General features: G+C 73.0%; 16 protein-coding genes. 9 read left to right on the top strand and 7 right to left on the bottom strand.

Features of this window, described 5'->3' with window-relative positions; translation table 11 throughout:
* The first annotated feature begins 19 nt into the window (after positions 1-19).
* Entirely contained in the window at positions 20-979 is a 960-nt protein-coding gene (locus ABD297_RS13625; protein ID WP_344255493.1) for a lysylphosphatidylglycerol synthase domain-containing protein, read from the top strand.
* 197 nt (positions 980-1,176) lie between these two features.
* Here ABD297_RS13625 and ABD297_RS13620 read toward each other — a convergent pair whose 3' ends face one another.
* On the bottom strand, positions 1,177-1,611 hold the full coding sequence (locus ABD297_RS13620) for a nitroreductase family deazaflavin-dependent oxidoreductase (protein ID WP_344255492.1): 435 nt from the start codon (positions 1,609-1,611) through the stop codon (positions 1,177-1,179).
* Between the two features lie 85 nt (positions 1,612-1,696).
* Positions 1,697-2,440, bottom strand: a complete 744-nt coding sequence (locus tag ABD297_RS13615) for a DUF3105 domain-containing protein (protein WP_344255491.1) — start codon at positions 2,438-2,440, stop codon at positions 1,697-1,699.
* Between the two features lie 137 nt (positions 2,441-2,577).
* Here ABD297_RS13615 and ABD297_RS13610 point away from each other — a divergent pair, with 137 nt between their 5' ends.
* Entirely contained in the window at positions 2,578-3,504 is a 927-nt protein-coding gene (locus tag ABD297_RS13610; RefSeq protein WP_344255490.1) for a DNA-3-methyladenine glycosylase family protein, read from the top strand.
* Positions 3,505-3,624: 120 nt separating this feature from the next.
* On the opposite strand, the gene ABD297_RS13605 is transcribed toward ABD297_RS13610, so the two are convergent.
* From ABD297_RS13605 to ABD297_RS13585, 5 genes are all read right to left on the bottom strand, one after another.
* Complete coding sequence (locus ABD297_RS13605; RefSeq protein ID WP_344255489.1) at positions 3,625-5,691, bottom strand: PhoX family protein; 2,067 nt, start codon at positions 5,689-5,691, stop codon at positions 3,625-3,627.
* A 153-nt stretch (positions 5,692-5,844) separates the two neighbouring features.
* A complete protein-coding gene (locus ABD297_RS13600) occupies positions 5,845-6,177 on the bottom strand; it encodes a hypothetical protein (RefSeq protein ID WP_344255488.1) in 333 nt (110 codons plus the stop codon).
* A gap of 90 nt (positions 6,178-6,267) precedes the next feature.
* Positions 6,268-6,756, bottom strand: a complete 489-nt coding sequence (locus ABD297_RS13595; protein ID WP_344255487.1) for a hypothetical protein — start codon at positions 6,754-6,756, stop codon at positions 6,268-6,270.
* Positions 6,757-7,099: 343 nt separating this feature from the next.
* Positions 7,100-8,050 carry an acyl-CoA thioesterase gene (locus tag ABD297_RS13590; protein ID WP_344255486.1) on the bottom strand — a complete coding sequence of 317 codons (951 nt, stop codon included), beginning with the start codon at positions 8,048-8,050 and terminating at the stop codon, positions 7,100-7,102.
* A 369-nt stretch (positions 8,051-8,419) separates the two neighbouring features.
* Positions 8,420-12,934 (bottom strand): FtsK/SpoIIIE domain-containing protein, encoded by a 4,515-nt coding sequence (locus ABD297_RS13585; protein ID WP_344255485.1) that lies wholly within the window; start codon positions 12,932-12,934, stop codon positions 8,420-8,422.
* A 333-nt stretch (positions 12,935-13,267) separates the two neighbouring features.
* On the opposite strand from ABD297_RS13585, the gene ABD297_RS13580 reads away from it, so the two are divergent.
* From ABD297_RS13580 to ABD297_RS13550, 7 genes are all read left to right on the top strand, one after another.
* Complete coding sequence (locus tag ABD297_RS13580) at positions 13,268-14,506, top strand: TadA family conjugal transfer-associated ATPase (RefSeq protein ID WP_344255484.1); 1,239 nt, start codon at positions 13,268-13,270, stop codon at positions 14,504-14,506.
* A complete protein-coding gene (locus ABD297_RS13575) occupies positions 14,503-15,372 on the top strand; it encodes a type II secretion system F family protein (protein ID WP_344255483.1) in 870 nt (289 codons plus the stop codon). The genes ABD297_RS13580 and ABD297_RS13575 overlap by 4 nt, the downstream gene beginning before the upstream one ends.
* Positions 15,373-15,380: 8 nt before the next feature.
* Positions 15,381-16,346: a type II secretion system F family protein gene (locus tag ABD297_RS13570; protein ID WP_425581173.1), complete on the top strand. Its 966-nt coding sequence runs from the start codon at positions 15,381-15,383 to the stop codon at positions 16,344-16,346.
* A 52-nt stretch (positions 16,347-16,398) separates the two neighbouring features.
* Complete coding sequence (locus ABD297_RS13565; protein WP_344255481.1) at positions 16,399-16,614, top strand: hypothetical protein; 216 nt, start codon at positions 16,399-16,401, stop codon at positions 16,612-16,614.
* Positions 16,545-17,162: a TadE/TadG family type IV pilus assembly protein gene (locus tag ABD297_RS23720; RefSeq protein ID WP_425581170.1), complete on the top strand. Its 618-nt coding sequence runs from the start codon at positions 16,545-16,547 to the stop codon at positions 17,160-17,162. Before ABD297_RS13565 ends, ABD297_RS23720 begins: the two co-directional genes overlap by 70 nt.
* A complete protein-coding gene (locus ABD297_RS13555) occupies positions 17,159-17,647 on the top strand; it encodes a pilus assembly protein (protein WP_344255480.1) in 489 nt (162 codons plus the stop codon). Before ABD297_RS23720 ends, ABD297_RS13555 begins: the two co-directional genes overlap by 4 nt.
* 104 nt (positions 17,648-17,751) lie before the next feature.
* Positions 17,752-18,225, top strand: coding sequence for a pilus assembly protein TadG-related protein (locus tag ABD297_RS13550; RefSeq protein ID WP_344255479.1), 474 nt, complete (start codon positions 17,752-17,754; stop codon positions 18,223-18,225).
* Positions 18,226-18,282 lie beyond the last annotated feature (57 nt).

Genomic DNA, 18,282 nt, shown 5'->3' with positions numbered 1-18,282 from the left:
CTGCGATGATGGGGCGGACATGACCCGCAAGAAGATCCTCACCGTCCTCCGCGTGGCCATCGCGTTGATCACCCTCGCCGCGGTCGTCTACGCCGTGGCGCGCAACTGGGCCGACGTGTCGGTGCACCTCGACCAGATCTCCTGGTCGACCTTCCTCTGGTCGACGCTGGCTGCCGCCGTCGGCACCTGGCTGACGATGATCGGCTGGAAGACGCTGCTGCGCGACCTCGGCTCCGACCTGCACCTGGCCCCGGCGTCCGGCGTCTACTTCGTCGGGCAGCTCGGCAAGTACCTCCCCGGCTCGCTGTGGTCGGTGCTCGTGCAGGCCGACATCGCGAGCCACCTCAAGGTGCCGCGGCGGCGCACCGCCGTCACCGGGCTGCTCGCCCTCGGCCTCTCGCTGCTCACCGGCCTGCTCGTCGGCCTCCCGGCCGCGTCGTTCCTGCTCACGCGCGCCTCGACGGGCTTCGACTGGTGGCTGCTGCTCGGCATCCCGATCGTCGTCGTGCTCTGCTTCCCCCGACTGCTCAACGCCATCATCGACCGGATGCTGCGCACCCTGAAGCGGGAGCCGCTGGAGCACGGGCTGTCGGCCGGCGCCGTCCTGCGCGCCGTCGTGACCTTCGTCCTCGTCTGGCTCTCGTTCGGCGTGCACACGCTGCTGCTCGCCCGCGCGGTCGCCGGTGAGGGGGCGCACCCCGACCTCACCACGGCTGCGATGACGGGCTACGCGCTGTCGGTCTCGCTCGGCATGCTGACGATCGTGCTGCCGGCCGGTCTCGGGGCCCGCGAGGGCCTGCTGACCCTCATCCTGTCGACGGCGATGCCGACTCCGGCCGCCGCCGCGGTGGCGATCATGTCGCGCTTCATCGTCACCATCGTCGACGTCCTGGCCGCCCTCGGCGGCTGGCTCTACGCGCGGTCGCACCACCTGCTCAGCGAGCGGCACGCGCAGGAGAGCAGCGACCTCCCGGCCTGACCCACCGGCCTGACCCACCGACCCGACCGGCCGGCCGGCCGGACGCACCGACCCGACCGGCGTCCGCCGGGATAGCCGGGGTGGTCCGGACGGTCGCCGCGGCGGTCAGCGGTCGGCGGCGTCCGCCGGCCCGTGGAGCCCGGCGGACCGTCGAGCGCCACGGTCCGGCGAGCTCGGCAGACGACCGGCGAGGAGGGCTACCGACGCTCGAGGACGAAGACGGGGATCAACCGGTCGGTCTTGGTCTGGTACTCGGCGTAGGACGGGAACGCCGCGACGCACCGCTCCCACCACTGCGTGCGCTCCTCACCCTCGAGCTCACGCGCGTGGACCGGGAACGTCTCGGTGCCGGCCTGCAGCTCGATGTCAGGGTGGGCGAGCAGGTTGCGGTACCACTGGGGGTGCTGCGGCGCGCCGCCCTGGCTCGCGACCGCGGCGAACGCGCCCTCGTGCTCGACCCGCATCAGCGGCACCTTGCGCACGGCGCCGGTCCGGGCGCCGCGCATGGTCAGCAGCACCACCGGCAGGCCCATGATGTCCACGGAGTCCGTCGTGCCGGTGCCCTCGATCGTCTCGACCTGCTTGCGGACCCAGTCGCTGGGGCTGGGGACGTACTCGCCGGTGATAGCCATGCGGGCAGGTTAGCCCGGAGCGCGCGACCGGCCCCCGGTGGGGTCACCGGGGGCCGGACGCGGACTGCAGGGGGTGGGTCGACGCTCAGGCGGCGCCGGGCTCCGGCGCGGAGCTCCACGGGTGGGACTTGACGAAGTCCTCGACGACCGTGGTGTTGAGGCCGCCGCACAGCTGGCGGTGGCCCATCTGGGTGCCGACCTTGCCGGTCGCCTGGTCGACGTCGGCCGACCAGTGCGACAGGGCGTACTTCTTGCCGGCCGGGAAGGCGCCGTAGGAGGGGTCCCACGGGCTGATGAGGAACTTGTTGGCCGACTCCTTCATGGCGTTGACCTTGGTCGCGAGGGCCTGGAAGGCCGCGGCCTGGTCCTTCTCGACCGAGCGGTCGTACCAGAGGATCGTGTAGCCGTGCTCAAGGTTGTGCACCAGCGTCTCGATCTGGGGCGCGTCCGCGACGGTGTAGACCCGGCGGGAGTCGACGGCCGGGACGGCGAAGTGCTTGCCGCTCGACGGGGGCACCGTGGAGTACTGGATCCGGGTGACGCCCGGCTGGTTGGTGCCGGGGCCGACGTGGTCGCTCGAGCCGCTCGCGGGGTCGTTGGTCACCGGGTCGCACGACGCCGCGGCGACGTCGCCGCTGATGTTGGCCAGCGCCTCGTTCTTCTTGTTCTGCTCACCGATGACGGCCCAGGCGACGGCAGCGCCGATGATGGCGATGACGGCGACACAGGCACCGATGACGGCGAGCAGCCGACGGCGCTCGCCCCTCTTCTGGGCGGCCTGCATCTGGGCGACGCGCTCGCGGCGGTCTCGGCTCGTCTCGCGGGCCATCGTTCCTCGTTTCCTGTCGGTCTTCCGGCGTGCCGATGGTCAGGTGGTCGGCTGGGCAGGCAGGCGGGTGTGAGTCGCTCGTCGAACGGGCCGGCGACGGCCCGGTCAACACGGTGCCGAGTGTAGGCGAGGATGTTGTGGTGCCCGAACCGTCGACCCGTCTCTGGCGAAGCGACCGCGAGATCGCGCTGCGTGCGCAGCTCGGGGTCTTCCGCCGGGGGTCCGGCGACCCGACGTCGCGGTTCACCCGCGAGGGCACCGTGACGCGGGCGGCGCAGACTCCCGAGGGCGTCGGCACGCTGCACCTCGTGTGCCGGCCCGGTGACTCCGAGGTCCTGGCCCAGGCGTGGGGTCCCGGGGCGGTCTGGCTGCTCGAGGCCCTGCCGGCCCTGCTCGGTGACGAGGACGACCCCTCGGGCTTCGAGACCCACCACGAGGTCGTCGCCGAGGCGTGGCGTCGCTTCCCCCACTGGCGGGTGCCGCGGTCCGGGCTCGTGCTCGACGCCCTCGTCCCGGCCGTCATCGAGCAGAAGGTCACCGGTCAGGAGGCCTTCGCCGGCTACCGGGCGCTCGTGCGCCGCTTCGGCAGCCCGGCGCCCGGACCGTTCCCCGGGCTGATGGCCCCGCCCACCCCCGCCGGCTGGGCGGCGATCCCGTCGTGGGCCTGGCTGCAGGCGTCGGTCGACGGGGCCCGGTCGCGCACCGTCGTGCGAGCCGCGGGGTATGCCGGCCGGCTCGAGGAGGGTGCATCCGTGTCGGTCGCCGAGGCGCACCGTCGCCTGCGTGCACTGCCCGGCATCGGGGTGTGGACCGCGGCCGAGGTCGCACAGCGGGCCCTCGGCGACCCGGACTCGGTGTCGTTCGGTGACTACCACGTGGCCAAGGACATCGGGTGGGCGCTGACCGGGACCCCGGTCGACGACGATCGTCTCGCGGAGCTGCTCGAGCCCTACCGCGGCCACCGCTACCGGGTGCAGCACCTGCTCGGTCTCGCGGGCCACCACCGACCACGCCGCGGCCCCCGGATGGCGCCGCGCACCCACCTGCCCACGCGACCGCGCTGAACGGCATACGCCCTCGTGTCGCCCGAGTCCGGGAGGCACGAAGGCCCGGCACCCCCTGACGGTGCCGGGCCCTGGTGCGGCGTCCCCGACGGCGTGGTGCCGTCGGGGACGCCGCTGTCGTCACTTCCGGTACGACACGACCACGCTCGGGCGCGGGAAGCCGTCGCTGTGCGGCCAGGTGCTCGACGGGGCCTCGAAGGTGGCGCCGTCGGTCTCGCCCGGGTGCTGCACGGCGACGAAGACCGAGAGCTGGTCCTCGGTGACGAGCGGGCCGCACGTCTCGGCACCGAACGGCACGGTGAGGAACTGCTCGACACGGCCGCGGTCGGGGCCCGCGACGGGCACCCGGAAGAGTCCGTCGTTGGAGCCGAGGACGTTGCCGTCCGTGGAGATCCAGAGGTTGCCGACCGCGTCGAAGGCGACGTTGTCGGGGCAGCTGATCGGGCTGACCTTCGCCTTGTCGTAGCCGGCGAAGTAGGTCTCCGGAGCCTCGGGGTCGCCGCAGACGAGGAAGAGGTCCCACGTGAACGTCGTTGCGGTGTGGTCGTCCCCGCGCTCCGTCAGCTCGAGCACGTAGCCGTTGCGGTTGCCCGACTTGCTCGTCAGCGGGGCGCCGAGGCTGGCCCGGACCATGCTCGAGGAGAGCGGGTTGGTCTCGTCGGTGGGGTACTTCGTGCCCCGGTCGGAGTTGTTGGTCAGGGCGGCGTAGATCTTGCCGTTGACCGGGTTGGGCTCGACATCCTCGGGTCGGTCCATCTTCGTCGGGCCCACGGTGTCGGCGGCCAGGCGGGTGTTGACGAGCACCTCGGCGACGCTCATCCCGGGGACGAACGAGCGCGTGTGGGACGTCAGCGCCACCCAGGTGCCGGCGCCGTCGAACTCACCGTCGCCCGTGCCGTCGCCCGTGAACTTCGCGACGTAGAGCGTCCCCTTGGTCAGGAGCGTCTTGTTGTGGGCGCGGGCGGCCGGGGAGGCGCCCTTGCGGAAGCGGTCGGCCGAGACGAACTTGTAGAGGTAGTCGCCGCGCTCGTCGTCACCCATGTAGGCGACCGCGTGGCCGGAGTCGGAGAGCGTGACGTTGGCGCCCTCGTGCTTGAAGCGGCCGAGCATCGTCTGCTTGACCGGGGTCGAGCCGGGCTCGTAGGGGTCGACCTCGACGACCCAGCCGAAGCGGTAGGCCTCGTGGGGGTGCTTGCTGAGGTCGAAGCGCTCGTCGACGCTCGACCAGCCGCGGTTCGTCGCGGCGGCGGTCGCGAGGCCGTAGCGCTTGAACGAGGTCGCGTTCGCCGGGTCGACGGCGCCGCTCGCGTCGAAGTAGCCGTTGAAGTTCTCTTCGCCCGACAGGACCGTGCCCCAGGGCGTCGTGCCGCCGGCGCAGTTGCCGAAGGTGCCCAGGACCCGCGTGCCCGTGGGGTCCGCGGCGGTGCGGAGCAGCTCGTGCCCGGCGGCAGGTCCGCGGACGGCGAACTCGGTGTGGACGGTGATGCGGCGGTTGTGCCGGGCGCGGCGGTGGTTCGAGCGGATCCACGAGCCCTTGGCGCGGCCACGCTCGATGGTGACGACCGCCATGCCGTGGGCGGCCATCGCGATCTTCTTGGTCGTCGCGTCGTCGTAGGTGGCCGCCGGGAACATGAGGTTCTCGTCGGTGTACTCGTGGTTGGTGACGAGCAGGGCGCTGCGGCCGGTGAGGGGCAGCACGCCGACATAGTCGTTGTTGTAGCCGAACTGCGTGGCTTGCGCCTCGGGCGTCTGGGCGTAGGCGTCGAAGCGCGGGGCGTGCGCCTCGACGGGGTCGCCCCAGCGGATGACGACGTTGTGCGTGAACTCCGGCGCGTTCGTCAGAGCGTCGGCACGGTTGGGAGCGACCGGGGTGAAGGCGGCTCGGCTGACGTCGCCCGTCTGCCGCCCCCGGCCCGCTGCGGCGCCCGTGGCGGTGCTCGTGGTCGCGGCCGCGGCAGGCGCTGCGGCGACGAGGCCACCCACGACGAGGGCGCCGGCGCCGAGCGCCCCGCTCTTGAGCAGCGACCGGCGGGCGAGCGCGCCCTCGACCAGGTCGCGCATCGCCGGGTGGTCGGTCTCGTTGGGGACCGGGGCGTCGCAGGCGTTGTTGCACCGGTAGTGGCACGTCGCGCGGCTGCGCGAGCCGTGACGCGGCGCGGAGATCAGGGGGAGAAGGTGGGGGGTCATGCGGGTGCTCCTTCGGCGAGGTGAGTCCGCCGCGCCCCTCTAGTCGACGCGGCTGGGAACCACCTGTGACGTTAGGAGCGCAGGGGGAAGGAACGGGTGCAGCCGTGGTGGCCATCGGGTGAACGCCGTATGTCGGCTCCGGCGGACCGAGGCTCAGATGAGGACCGCGGGATCCGGCGCCGTGCCCGTGCCTTCCTTGCCGGTGCCGCCCTTGCCGGCGCCTCCCGGGCCGCCCGTGGGTGCGCCACCGGTGCCTCCTCCTCCGGTGCCCCCGCCCCCGGAGGAGGAGGGAGGGTTGCTGACGACGTTGGCGAAGCGGAAGGCGGTGCTGGCCGTGACGAAGGCGCCGAACATCGCGCCCGTCAGGGTGAGCCAGTCCGAGGTCGACGCACCCCAGGTGGCGCTGCCCAGGTAGGCGCTCGCATACACCCCGAGCGCTGCTGCCCCGCCCGTCACGGTCGAGGCGAGGCCGAGGGGCGAGGACATGAAGCGGGCGACCTCTGCGATGTTGAGCGGAGCCCGGTCTGTCAGCGACGGCGTCGACGGGCTCGCCGGCTCGTTGCGGATGACGAAGACCTAGCCGGCGCCCACGAGGACGACGAGACTCCAGCAGATGAGCACCACAGGCCAGTTCGTGTAGGACAGCGTGATGCTGAACGGGATGGTCGTGGCGGGCAGGCGGGGGTCCACGACGGTGACCGAGCCGGCGTACTCGCCGGGGTCCAGCACGAACGAGCCCGGGCGAGCCCGCTCGATGCAGATCCAGACGGTGAGGTTGCTCGAGGTCGTGAAGGCCGCGTGGCTCGAGACGGCGACGCTGACGTCCGGGTTGTCACCCCGGCGGAGCGAGTCGATGCTGACCGGCACCTGCCGCGGCGTCGGCAGGGTCTTCTGCGGATCCATCTCGAGGACGATCGCGGCGTTTGCCGGCCCCTTGTCGCTGCCCAGCGAGATCCGGGTGGCGGCAGGGTCCTTGATCTTGAGCGACTTCGTCGCGATGGCCGGGCTGCCCGCCGGGACGGCGGGCTGGTCGGCGCTGACGGTGCACGTGCCCGGCCCGGGCATCGCGGTGGACAGCGAGGCCAGGTAGAGCGAGAAGGCGATGGGGATCGCCAGGACGAAGAAGCCCCAGTTGCGTTGTCCCGTGGCGCTCCTCGCCGGCCTCTCGGTCGACGAGGCGCTCGCGCGCAGGGAGAGCGTCAGGCCCAGCAGGAGCGCCGCGACGGCGAGGACGAGCTATGGCTGCATGTCGGTTTCCGATCCACGAGACCCAACCAGAGACGACGTGCCGTGGCAGCAGCGGTGCGTGTTTCCTTGTCTCCACGGTAGGGGCGAGCCGGGGCAGACGCGGGCGAATCGCCGGACCCCGCTGAGTGGTCGGGGGCCTTGTGGCCGCGGGAGATCCGGGTCAGGGGATGTGGCGCTCGGCGTCGACGTGGTTGCGCATCGTGACGAGCTGCACGGCGTGGTCGCGCAGGGCCACGTCCTCGTCGGTGACCGGGGTCCACGGGCGCGCGGCCACCGCGTTGCCCTCGGGGTCGAGCGGGACGAACACGATGAGGGAGTGGGTGGTCAGCTCCAGCTCACCCGTGGCAGGATCGCCGGAGCGCACGTGGACGCTGATGTGCATGCTCGACGTGCCCGTGAGCAGCAACCGTGCCTCGACCTCGACGAGGTGCCCGATCCGCAGCGGCCGGTAGAAGCGGACGCCTCCGGCGTAGACGGCGACGTTCGAGGCAGAGCCCGTCCACTCGGTCGCGAGCACGTGGGCGGCCTCGTCGATCCAGCGCATGACGATGCCGCCGTGGACCTTGCCGCCCCAGTTGACGTCGGTCGGGGCCGCGAGGAAGCGCAGCACCACCCGCGGCGCCGTGCCCGCGTCGCTGTAGGTCTGGGCCGCCATCGCGGTGGCGATCTCTGTGCGCAGCGCGATGCGCTTGACGGCACTCTCCTGCCACTCGCGGTCGTGGTCGTCCTCGGGAACGAGCTGGGGGACCGGGGTCGGCTTGCCGTGCTCGTCGACGGCGACGAAGACCATGATGCAGTCGGTGGTCGGGCGCAGGTGCCCGTCCTTGGGGTTGCCCGCCGAGACGGTGACGAGGATGTGCATGCTCGTCGTGCCGGTGTGGATGATGCGCGCGGTTGCCTCGACGAGGTCGCCGACCTCGACGGGCCGGGTGAAGCGCACGTTGCCGACGTAGGCCGTCACGCTGTAGGTCCCGCTCCACCCCGCGGCGGCGGCGTAGCCCGCCTTGTCGATCCACTCGAGGACCCGTCCGCCGCCGACCGTGCCGGAGTAGCCGGCGTCCGTGGGCGCGGCGAGGAACCGCAGGGTGATCTCGCGGGCTCCGCGGGCCATCGACGTCTCCTCGTGCTCGGTGTGCTGGCCACGAGAGTGGCAGACCCGGGGGCCGGACGTCAGCGGAGTCCGCGCGGTGGAGGGCGCCCGGCCCCGACGACTCGGGTCTCCAAGACCCGTGAGTTGTCCCGTTGTTCGCCACCCACGAGCGGGTCAGGCACGAGCGGGTCAGGCACGAGCGGCTAGGCACGAACGAGCCAGCCACGAGCGGACGAGCCACGAAAGAGCCAGCCACGAGCGGGACAGCCACGAGCAAGCCGGGCGCGGGGACGCGGGGACGCCGGGACGCCGGACGCCGGATGACGGCGTGGTCAGGGCCGGGACTGCGGTGCCGTGATCGGGCCCTCGCCCGGCGGACCGAGTCCGCTCTCAACATGCCTCCGCGCGCACCGGCTCGGCAGCACCCGGTGCGTCGTCCGACGGGCGGGTTCGCTCGAGAAGTGCCACCTGGACCGCGGTCGCGCAACCGTCGACGACGAGGTGGCCACGTCCGGGGCGGCGGACGGTCCCGGGGTCGAGGCGCACCCCGAGCACGTCCCCGTCCGACGGTGCCGAGGCCCCGAGCAGGACCCCGAGGCCGTCCCGGGCCACCTCGGGCACGAGCCCGCGGAAGGCGCCGTTCGCCCGGGTCAGCTCCGCGGCGAGCACCACCGCCCCCTCGGTCGTGTCGACGAGGCGGGCCATCTCGAGCAGCGCCCGCTCGACCGGGCTGCCGTCGACGAGCTCGCCGTCGTCGACGAGCACGCACAGGTCGGCGTCAGCCTGCCGCGCCGCGACGAGGTCGTCGGCATCGAGGTGGGTCAGCTGGAGCACGCCGGAGGCGGCGGCCCACGTCGACAGCGGCGACCGGCGCGGGCAGACGACCGCCACATGACGTCCCTGCGCCACCAGGCCGGCGCCGATGACGGCCAGTGTCGACGAGCGTCCGGAGCGGAGCGGTCCGGCCACCAGCACCCGTCCGCGGCCCCCGGCCAGGGGGAGAAGAGTCGGGACGGCGTCGTCACCGCCCAGTCCCAGCCACAGCCCGTCGGTGAAGGGCGGCATGGTCCGGGCCTCGACGCGTTCGGGCAGGGCGGTGATGCGCCACGGAAGGGGTACCTTCGCTGCCTCCCGCGGTTCCCCCCGCGCCGGGCCCTGCGTGGGCGCCGGCGATGCCCCCTGCGCCGGGCCGACGCGGGACGCGGCGCGGCTCGTACGCTCCGTGCGCACCACGCCGTCACCGCCCGACTCGCCGTCCTCGCTCGACCGACAGTGGTCGCCCGGGTCGCCCGCGCCGGGCAGCGCCAGCTGCAGCTCGTGCCCGGTCCGGAGGTCGATGGCGCGTCCCGGTGGACGCGGATTCGCGGCGACCGCGGGCGAGACCCCGGCCAGCGTGAGGTCCAGCGGGTCGGGCATGTGCAGCACCAGTCGGTGCTCGAGCAGCCCGGGGAGCCTCCCGGACAGCAGGGCACGCCCGCCGGTGACGGCGAACCTGATCCCTGCCGCAGGCCCGTCGCGCAGCAGTCGGTGGAGGTCGTCGACCGGTGCGCGGTGGTCGATGCCCGAGAGCGACTCCTCGAGGGACTCCCACCCGTCGACGAGCACGAGCGTGCGTGCAGGCCCGGTCTCCGTGACGTCGACGAGGCCGAGGAGGCGCGCGATGAGGCGACGGCTCACAGTCGGGTCCCCGGCGTCGGTGACCGTCCCGACGCAGGGGAGCGCGGCCAGCCCTGAGCAGGGGCCCGGTGCGCCCTGGAGCACGTGGACGTGGACGTCGTGCAGCCCCGTGGTGGCGGCGATGCCGCGCGCGAGGGTCATGAGGGCCGTCGACCGTCCGGAGCGTGGGCCGCCGGCGATCCCGAGGTGGCCTCGCTCGTCGTGACGCCAGCGGAGCACCTCGCGGCGCTGGTGCGTCGGTACGTCGATCAACCCGAGGGCCACTCCGCCTCGCTCGGTCGGCCCCTCGGCCCTGATCGAGCCGGCTGCGATCGACTCGGCCCCGGTGGACGCGGCCCCGATCGACTCAGCCCTGCTGGAGGCGTCCCCGGTCGACTCGACTCCGATCGACTCGGCCATGAGGGCCGCGGAGGCCAGCTCTGTCGGCAGGGGCGGCAGCCAGGGCGGGGCCGCGGGGCGCAGCTTCAGGAGCCGAGCGGCGGCGTCGGCCGCGGCGACGACGGCGTGCAGCTCTGTCGGCACGTCCGCGGCGTCCGCCACAGGATGCTGGGCCGTCGGTCCGACGGGCCGCCCGCCGGTCGCGGGAGTAGCGGCAGCGAGGTCGCGCACGACGACCTGCTGCGGGTCCGCGTCGGAGTCCGGGCCTGTCAACGGGCCGCCGAGGTAGGCCGTCTGCACCGTCGTCAGTCCCCGGTCACCGATCCGTAGGCAGGCCCGTCCGGGAGCCCGGGGGTCGAGAGCAGCTGCGTCCGCCGCGTCGACGACGTCCTCGCTGTCGGCTCGGTCGCGCACGCGCAGCGCGATGCGGCATGCCACGTTCGCGCGCATGTCTGCCGAGACGATGCCGGCCGGACGCTGGGTCGCGAGCACGAGGTGCAGCCCCAGGGATCGGCCGAGCGCCGCCACGCGGACGAGTCCGGTGATGAAGTCGGGGAACTCGTCCGCGAGGGCCTTGAACTCGTCCACGACGATGACGAGACGTGCGAGCGCAGGCAGCTCACGGCATACCGAAGCCGCCCGGCGGTAGTCGTCGAGGTCCCGGGCCGACGCCTGGGCGAGCAGGCGCTCGCGGCGCTTCATCTCGGCGTCGAGCGAGGTGAGGGCGCGCGCGGTGAGGTGCGCGTCGAGGTCGGTGACGAGGCCGACCGTGTGCGGCAGGCGGGCGCAGTCGCTGAACGCCGAACCACCCTTGTAGTCGACCAGCACGAAGGAGAGCTCGTCGGGGCGGTTGCTGACCGCGAGGCCGGTGACGAGCGCCTGGAGCAGCTCGGACTTGCCCGACCCGGTGGTGCCTCCGACGAGCAGGTGCGGCCCGTCGGCGCTCAGGTCCAGCGTGAGGGGACCCTCGGTCGTGCGTCCCAGCAGTGCGGTCGGTCGTCCGGCGCTCCCCGACCACGACCGGACGAGCCCGTCGGGGTCGGTGGGGTCGACGCCCGAGGCACGGTGCAGGTCGACGAAGGACACGACGCGCGGGAGTGCTGCGTGCCCGGTCTCGGGAGTGGCGTCGACGCAGGGGGCCAGCGCGCGACTCACTCCCTCGAGCCAGCCCAGCGACGGCAGGTCCGGCACGACGTCCGGGAGGCAGTGGCCGTCCCGGCGCAGGATCGCGACTTCCCCGGTGTCGCAGATGTCGAGGGCCACCTGGGTCTCGGCGGGAAGCGACGTGACGTCGTGGTCGGTGCAGACGAAGACGATGCCCGCGCGAGGACCGTCGCGGAGGAGGTCGACGACGCCCGGGACGGCGCGCGTCGCACTGGCACCGTCGAGGACGACCAGGAGGTCGGGCGCGGGGCGTCCGTCGGCTCCGCCTCGCCCGTCTGGCGACGCCAGCCGTCCGTCGACGAGCACCCGGAGGGCGGCCACGTGGCGCGCGATCTCGACGGCCCCCGCGGCCACTCGGGGTCCGCCCGCCACGCCGTCGCGCAGGTGCGGCAGGTGCGTGGCCCAGTCCCAGTCCGAGACACGATGCCGTGCGTCGACGAGGACGTGGAGGCCCAGGTGTCGTGGCGTGTGCCATGTCGCGGCCTGCGCCACGAGGGAACCGATCACGGAGAGGGTGTGGTCGCGGCGACCCGCGATGCCGAAGACCCCCGATGCCGCCAGGTCCACGACGGCCGGCAGCCCAGCCGTCTGCGGATGCCCGTCGGGCGCTTGACCCTCCACCTTGACGTCCGCGGGCTGGAGGGCGGTGCCGACGCGGACCACGAGGTAGTCGTCGTCCTGCGGGCGGCGCTCCCAGAGGCGGGTGCCCCGGCGGCGCACGACGGCCTCGAGGATGCCGAGGTCCGGCTGGCGCTCGTGCCGACTTCTCGCGTCCTCGGCGCGGGCGAGGTCGAGGTCGGCTCGCAGCCGCTCCAGCTCGGCAGCGTGCTCGCGAACCAGACGGCGGTAGGACTTGCGCCCCGCGCGCCGGTCGCTCCACCACTGGCCGAGCAGCATGACTGGCGAGAGCAGGGCGAAGAGCAGGAGCGCCGGCGACGACATCGCCAGAGCGAGCCCCGCCGACACGACCACCGGGGCGAGGGAGGCGAGCAGCGGCATCCGGTGGTGGTTCGGGCGGGCAGGGGGCTCAGGGAACGTGACGCACGCCGGCGTGCCCCCGTCGCGGAAGCGTGGCTGCCGGTGGATGTGGACCTCGCCGTCGAGGACCTCGTGGTAGCCGGAGCGGACGTCGGGTGGGCCGAGGACGAGGGTCGTGGACCCGAGCACCAGGCGCTGGCCCGGAGCCAGCCGCGCGCCGGCCTCGGGCAGAGGCGTGCCCTCGAGCCGGGACCGGTTCGTCGGCTCGAGATCGCGCACGGTGACGCCCTCCGCGGCGACGTCCACGAGGGCGTGGGAGCGGGAGATGCCCGGGTCGTCCAGGCGAATGTCGGCCGACGCCGCGCGACCCGCGACGTGCTGGCCCCGGCCGAGACGGCTGACCCGGCCGGCGCCGATCCCGCCCACCACCCGCAGCTCGACCGCGCCGCGACCCGCACCGGTGCCTGCAGGGTCGTCCGCTCGAGCCACCGTCAGCAGGGCGTCACGCATCAGCGGGCGAGCGCCGACGACGTCCGTGTCGGCGACCGTTCGACCCTCGATGCGGAAGCCGCAGCCCGGCACGCCCACGAGGTCCGCGAGCTTCGGGCGCACCTCCGCGAAGGGCGTGCCCGACGCAGCCACGACGACCACCTGACGCGGGGCGACGGCCGCGCGTCGCGGGTCGATGACGGTCAGTGGCAGGTGCACGTGGGTCTCCTTGTCGTGGTCGCCACAGTCGACCGCTTCCGGCGGCCCGGGGGAGCGACGCGTGCACAGCTGTGGATGACCGCTCCGTCGAGCGAGACGACGCCGCTAGGGTGCCGGCCTCGCAGACCGGGGACGTGCGCTGGCCACAGCCGGCGACGGGGCAGGACGGCACCCCCGACGGTGGTGGCAGACGTCCCGGAGCCCGGCTCGCGACGGGCCTGTGGATGACGGTGACGGGGTGGCCTGACCCTGGCCTAGCTTGAACAGGCCAGATCAGCACACTCCGGGCAGGATGTCGGGCGAAGCAACTCACAGGGTTCAGGGGAAACAGGGATGTCGACACAGGAAGCGGTCCGTCACGTCGAGGGCGAGGTCCGCGAGCTGATCCGCCGCTCGGGTCTCGACCCGGCGAGCGACACCAAGGCCGTGAGGCGGCTGGTGCAGGACGCCGTGCAGGACTACGACGAGCGCTCGCTCCACGGTGGCCTGCCGTCGCTGGGGGACGCGCGCCTTGCCGTCCACTCGATCCTCGCCGTCGTGGCGGGCTACGGCCCGCTCCAGCAGTACTTCGACGACCCCACGGTCGAGGAGATCTGGATCAACGAGCCCTCGCGGGTCTTCATCGCCCGCGGCGGCATCGCCGAGCTGACGCCGACCATCCTCACGGCTGACGAGGTGCGCGACCTCGTGGAGCGCATGCTCAAGAGCAGCGGTCGCCGGGTCGACCTCAGCAGCCCGTTCGTCGACGCCACCCTCGCCGACGGCTCGAGGCTGCACGTCGTCATCCCGGACATCAGCCGGACGCACTGGCAGGTCAACGTCCGCAAGTTCGTCGTCAAGGCCGACCAACTCGACGACCTCGTCAGGCTGGGCACGATGCCCAAGCAGGCGGCGACGTTCCTGGAGGCGGCGGTCGCGAGCGGTCTCAACGTCCTCGTCGCCGGCGGCACGCAGGCCGGCAAGACGACGCTGCTCAACTGCCTCGCTGCCGCCATCCCGCCGCGCGAGCGCATCGTCACCTGCGAGGAGGTCTTCGAGCTGAAGATCCCACAGCGGGACGTGGCCTCGATGCAGTGCCGCCAGCCCAGCCTCGAGGGCACGGGCGAGGTGCCGCTCAGGCGGCTCGTCAAGGAGGCGCTGCGCATGCGCCCGTCGCGGATCATCGTCGGCGAGGTGCGGCAGGAGGAGAGCCTCGACCTCCTCATCGCCCTGAATTCCGGCGTGCCGGGCATGTGCACGGTGCACGCCAACAGTGCCCGAGAGGCCGTGACCAAGATGTGCACGCTGCCGCTGCTGGCCGGCGAGAACGTCTCGAGCCGGTTCGTCGTGCCCACGGTCGCCGCTGCCGTCGACGTCGTCGTGCACGTCGCGCTCGAGCGCGACGGAGTGCGCCGCGTGCGCGAGATCGTCGCCGTTCCCGGGCGCGCCGAAGGGGACGTCATCGAGGTCGCCGACCTCTTCGTCACCCGCGACGGGGTGCTTCGCCGTGCCGACGGGTTCCCGCCGCACCGTGAGGCCTTCGAGCGCGCCGGCTACGACGTGGCCGCCCTTCTCGCCCGGGTCGATCCATGATCTCGCCGCTGTTCATCGGCCTTCTGCTCGCGGCGGGCGTCTTCTTCGTCTACTGGTCGTTCTGGCCCCAGGAGGCTGGTCCCCGCCGCACCAGGACGGACGGGTTCATCGTCGAGCTGCGCGACCACCTCAACCAGGCCGGCTACGCCTCGGTCACCCCGGCCAACGTCATCCTGGGATCCGTCGTCCTCTTCGTGGTCGCCTTCGTGATGGTCCTGGCCCTGACCCGTGTCGTGCCGATCTCCCTGTGCTTCAGCCTCATGGCGGGAGCCCTCCCGCTCTCCCTCGTGCGCATGCGAGCGCGCAAGCGCCGCAACAAGCTTCGTGACCTGTGGCCCGACGTCGTCGACAACATCACCTCCGGCGTGCGCGCCGGTCTCGCCCTGCCCGAGGCACTGTCGCAGCTGGCCGTGCGAGGTCCGGCCGAGCTGCGACCGGCCTTCGCGGCCTTCTCCGAGGACTACCGCACGACCGGGCGGTTCCACGACTGCCTCGACCGGCTCAAGGACCGCCTCAGCGACCCTGTCGGAGACCGCATCGTCGAGTCGCTCCGCATCGCCCGCGAGGTCGGTGGCAGCGACCTCGGCAAGCTGCTGCGCACCCTCTCGTCGTTCCTGCGGGAGGACGCCCGCACCAGGTCCGAGCTCGAGACCCGGCAGAGCTGGACGGTCAACGCCGCTCGGCTCGCGGCCGGCGCCCCCTGGGTCATCCTCGGCCTGCTCGCCCTCAACGGCGGCTCGCTCGCGGCGTACTCCTCGCCGACGGGGTGGGCCGTCCTGGCGGTGGGGGCTGCCCTCTGCATCGTCGCCTACCGGGCGATGATCTGGATCGGGCGGCTCCCCGAGGAAGAGCGGGTCCTCCGGTGAGCGCCATCATGACCAGGGTGGGCGGCCTTCTGGGAGAGGGCTGGTCGTGGGTCGGCGCGTGTGCCGGCGTGCTGTTCGTGGCCGGGCTGTCCCTCGTCTTCGCCGGCCTGCCGGTCAACCGGCGCCCCACCCTCGACGACCGTCTCGAGCCCTACCTGCGGGACACGCCGCGTCCCTCGACCCTGCTCGCCCGCCCCGCGCCCCCGCGAGGACCGTTCGGGTTCGGCGAGCTCGTCGCGCCGTACGTCGCGAGGCTGGGGTCCGGTGTCGGCTCGATGCTCGGTGGGGCCTCCTCCGTGGAGCGCCGACAGCTTCGGGCCGGTCAGCCGGCAGACGTCGAGCGCTTCCGAGCCGAGCAGGTCCTGTCCGGCGCCGTCGGAGCCCTCGTGGGCCTGGCGTTCACAGCCGTCGTCGCCGTGGCCCAGCGTCGCTTCCCGGTGCCCGTCCTGGTCTCGATGGTCATCGTGGGCGTCCTCGGAGGCATCGCAGGCCGTGACTACCTCCTCAGCCGGGCGGCGACCCGCCGCGAGGCACGCATGCTGACCGAGTTCCCCACGGTGGCCGAGCTGCTCGCCCTGGCCGTCAGCGCGGGTGAGGGGGCGGTCGGCGCCCTCGAACGGGTCTGCCGACTGTCGCACGGTGAGCTCTCCGACGAGCTGCGGCGCTGCCTCGCAGACGCTCGCGCCGGCGCCAACCTGCCGACCGCCCTGCAGGGTCTGGCCGACCGCACCGGCCTGATGAGCCTGACGCGTTTCGTCGACGGCATCGTCGTCGCGGTGGAGCGCGGGACACCTCTGGCCGAGGTGCTCCGGGCGCAGGCCCAGGACGTCCGCGAGGACGGGCGCCGCACCCTCATGGAGGAGGGCGGCAAGAAGGAGATCTACATGATGGTCCCGATCGTCTTCCTGACCCTGCCGGTCACCGTGCTCTTCGCGCTCTACCCGGGACTCAGCTTCCTCCACCTCAAGCTCTGACGACCGGCTCTCCGGACGTCGCACACCGCACCACCAGACAGGGAGAAAGAGAATGAACCGCATCATCACCAGCCAGAACCGCGCGCGAGCGGCGCTCCTGACCGCCGTGTCACGCCGCATCCCAGGGGCTCGCGATCGAGGCGACGTGCCGGGCTGGGTGCTCATCACGATCATGACGGCCGGGCTCGTCACCGCTCTGTGGGCCATCGCCGGGCCGCAGCTCGGGCAGCTCTTCAGCGACGCCATCTCCAACGTCAAGGGCCCGTGACGCCTCGCGGTCTCGCGGCGGTCCGGAGTCCAGGAGAGCTGCTGGCGCACGTCCGGCGCCGGTCGGTGCAGACGGCGTGTGGGAATCCCCGACGGCTTTCGGGGGCCCGGGGGACTGGCGCCGACCACCCTCCCGGTGGGGCCCGTGGGTCTGACCGTGAGCAGGGGTCGGCCGTCGCGGAGTTCGTGATGGTGGCGGCCCTCCTGCTCTTCGTCGCGATGGGGGTCTTCCAGCTCGGGCTGGCTCTGTACGTGCGCAACACCCTGATCTCGGCGGCGTCCGAGGGTGCGCGCTACGGGGCCCGGGCCGACGCGCAGGCGGCTGACGGGGTGAGCCGCACCACGGCGCTCATCACCTCGTCCCTCAGCGCGTCCTTCGCCCAGGACGTCAGGGCTGCGAGCACTGTGACCACCTCGGGGGTTCGGGTCGTGGAGGTCCGTGTCAGCGCTCCACTGCCGGTGATCGGCCCGATCGGTCCGTCCGGCGCGCTCACCGTGTCGGGACGCGCCTTCAGCGAGGACCAGGTCGTGTCGGGGGCGATCCGATGATGCGCCCCCACGACCTCGTCCGGGCCGCCGCCCGCCGACGTGCTGCCGGTCGACCCGAGCCCGCGTCACCGGACCAGGGCCGCGCGATCCTCGAGTTCATCTTCCTCGGCATCCTGCTCCTGCTGCCGTTGACCTACCTCGTGCTCACCGCGGCGCGCCTTCAGGCCGCCTCCTTCTCTGCCTCCCTCGCGGGGCGCGAGGCGGGGCGCGCCTTCGTCACCGCCGCCTCGGACGACCAGGGGTTCGCTCGGGCCCGAGCCGCCGCGTCCCTGGCCTTCACCGACTTCGCCTTCGACGACGGCGCCGAGGTCTCGGTGTCCTGCGACGGGTCGCCGTGCCTGCGGCCCGACGGGTCGGTCACTTCCACGGCGAGCATCGAGGTCCGCCTGCCGCTGGTGCCCGACTTCATCGCCGCGCACGTGCCTGCCTCCGTGACGATCTCCTCGACCCACGTGGCCTCGGTTGACAGGTTCGTGGCCCGATGAGCGTCGAGAAGGAGAGGGCGTATGCCGTGCGCCCCGGTGGGCGCCCACGCTCGCTCCCGTCAAGCTGGATGCCGGGCTGCTCGGCGAGGCGGAGGCCTCGGTGGATGGCGCGGTTCTCGGTGCGGCCGCGTCCGCAAGCCTCCGACGACCAGGGCCAGATCGGGGTGCTCGCCCTCGGGCTGTTCGTCCTCGCGACCCTGCTCGTGCTCGGAGCGGTCGACGTCACGGCCGCACAGCTGGCGCGGATGAGACTGCTCGACGCTGCGGACTCGGCGGCCCTCGACGCCGCCGACGCGCTCGACGAACGGGCCGCCTACGAAGGCGGCGTGCTCGACCAGCTCGCCCTCACCGACGAGTCCGTGGCCGCCGCGGCGGCTGCCCACCTCGCCCGCACGCCGATGCCGCCCGGCATCACGTCGTGGTCCGTCGTCCCCCGCTCCGGCGCCAGCGACGGAGCAACCGCCGTGGTGACGGTGCAGGGGACCGCCACCTTGCCGATGAGCGGCTGGGTGCTCGAGTCGCTCGGCGGCAGCGTCACGATCACCGTGACCTCCCGGGCGCGGGCCTCGCTGACCTGACCGGGTCCGTCGGAGAAACGGCCTACATCTCGCAAAACGGTCACGCACGGGTCGGGC

It is taken from the genome of Terrabacter carboxydivorans, assembly GCF_039532035.1.
Taxonomy (GTDB): Bacteria; Actinomycetota; Actinomycetes; order Actinomycetales; family Dermatophilaceae; genus Terrabacter; species Terrabacter carboxydivorans.
The sequence above is the reverse complement of the archived record's forward strand: the minus strand, read 5'-3'. Positions and strand labels throughout refer to the sequence as shown.

What these genes read in the sequence shown, in the direction of transcription:
- ABD297_RS13575 (WP_344255483.1), top strand. Translation starts at nt 14,503, where the DNA reads ATGATCTCGCCGCTGTTCATCGGCCTTCTGCTCGCGGCGGGCGTCTTC.
- ABD297_RS13615 (WP_344255491.1), bottom strand. Translation starts at nt 2,440, where the DNA reads ATGGCCCGCGAGACGAGCCGAGACCGCCGCGAGCGCGTCGCCCAGATG.
- ABD297_RS13600 (WP_344255488.1), bottom strand. Translation starts at nt 6,177, where the DNA reads ATGTCCTCGCCCCTCGGCCTCGCCTCGACCGTGACGGGCGGGGCAGCA.
- ABD297_RS13620 (WP_344255492.1), bottom strand. Translation starts at nt 1,611, where the DNA reads ATGGCTATCACCGGCGAGTACGTCCCCAGCCCCAGCGACTGGGTCCGC.
- ABD297_RS13555 (WP_344255480.1), top strand. Translation starts at nt 17,159, where the DNA reads ATGATGCGCCCCCACGACCTCGTCCGGGCCGCCGCCCGCCGACGTGCT.
- ABD297_RS13570 (WP_425581173.1), top strand. Translation starts at nt 15,381, where the DNA reads ATGACCAGGGTGGGCGGCCTTCTGGGAGAGGGCTGGTCGTGGGTCGGC.
- ABD297_RS13550 (WP_344255479.1), top strand. Translation starts at nt 17,752, where the DNA reads ATGGCGCGGTTCTCGGTGCGGCCGCGTCCGCAAGCCTCCGACGACCAG.
- ABD297_RS13625 (WP_344255493.1), top strand. Translation starts at nt 20, where the DNA reads ATGACCCGCAAGAAGATCCTCACCGTCCTCCGCGTGGCCATCGCGTTG.
- ABD297_RS13580 (WP_344255484.1), top strand. Translation starts at nt 13,268, where the DNA reads ATGTCGACACAGGAAGCGGTCCGTCACGTCGAGGGCGAGGTCCGCGAG.
- ABD297_RS13565 (WP_344255481.1), top strand. Translation starts at nt 16,399, where the DNA reads ATGAACCGCATCATCACCAGCCAGAACCGCGCGCGAGCGGCGCTCCTG.
- ABD297_RS13595 (WP_344255487.1), bottom strand. Translation starts at nt 6,756, where the DNA reads ATGCCCGGGCCGGGCACGTGCACCGTCAGCGCCGACCAGCCCGCCGTC.
- ABD297_RS13605 (WP_344255489.1), bottom strand. Translation starts at nt 5,691, where the DNA reads ATGACCCCCCACCTTCTCCCCCTGATCTCCGCGCCGCGTCACGGCTCG.
- ABD297_RS13590 (WP_344255486.1), bottom strand. Translation starts at nt 8,050, where the DNA reads ATGGCCCGCGGAGCCCGCGAGATCACCCTGCGGTTCCTCGCCGCGCCC.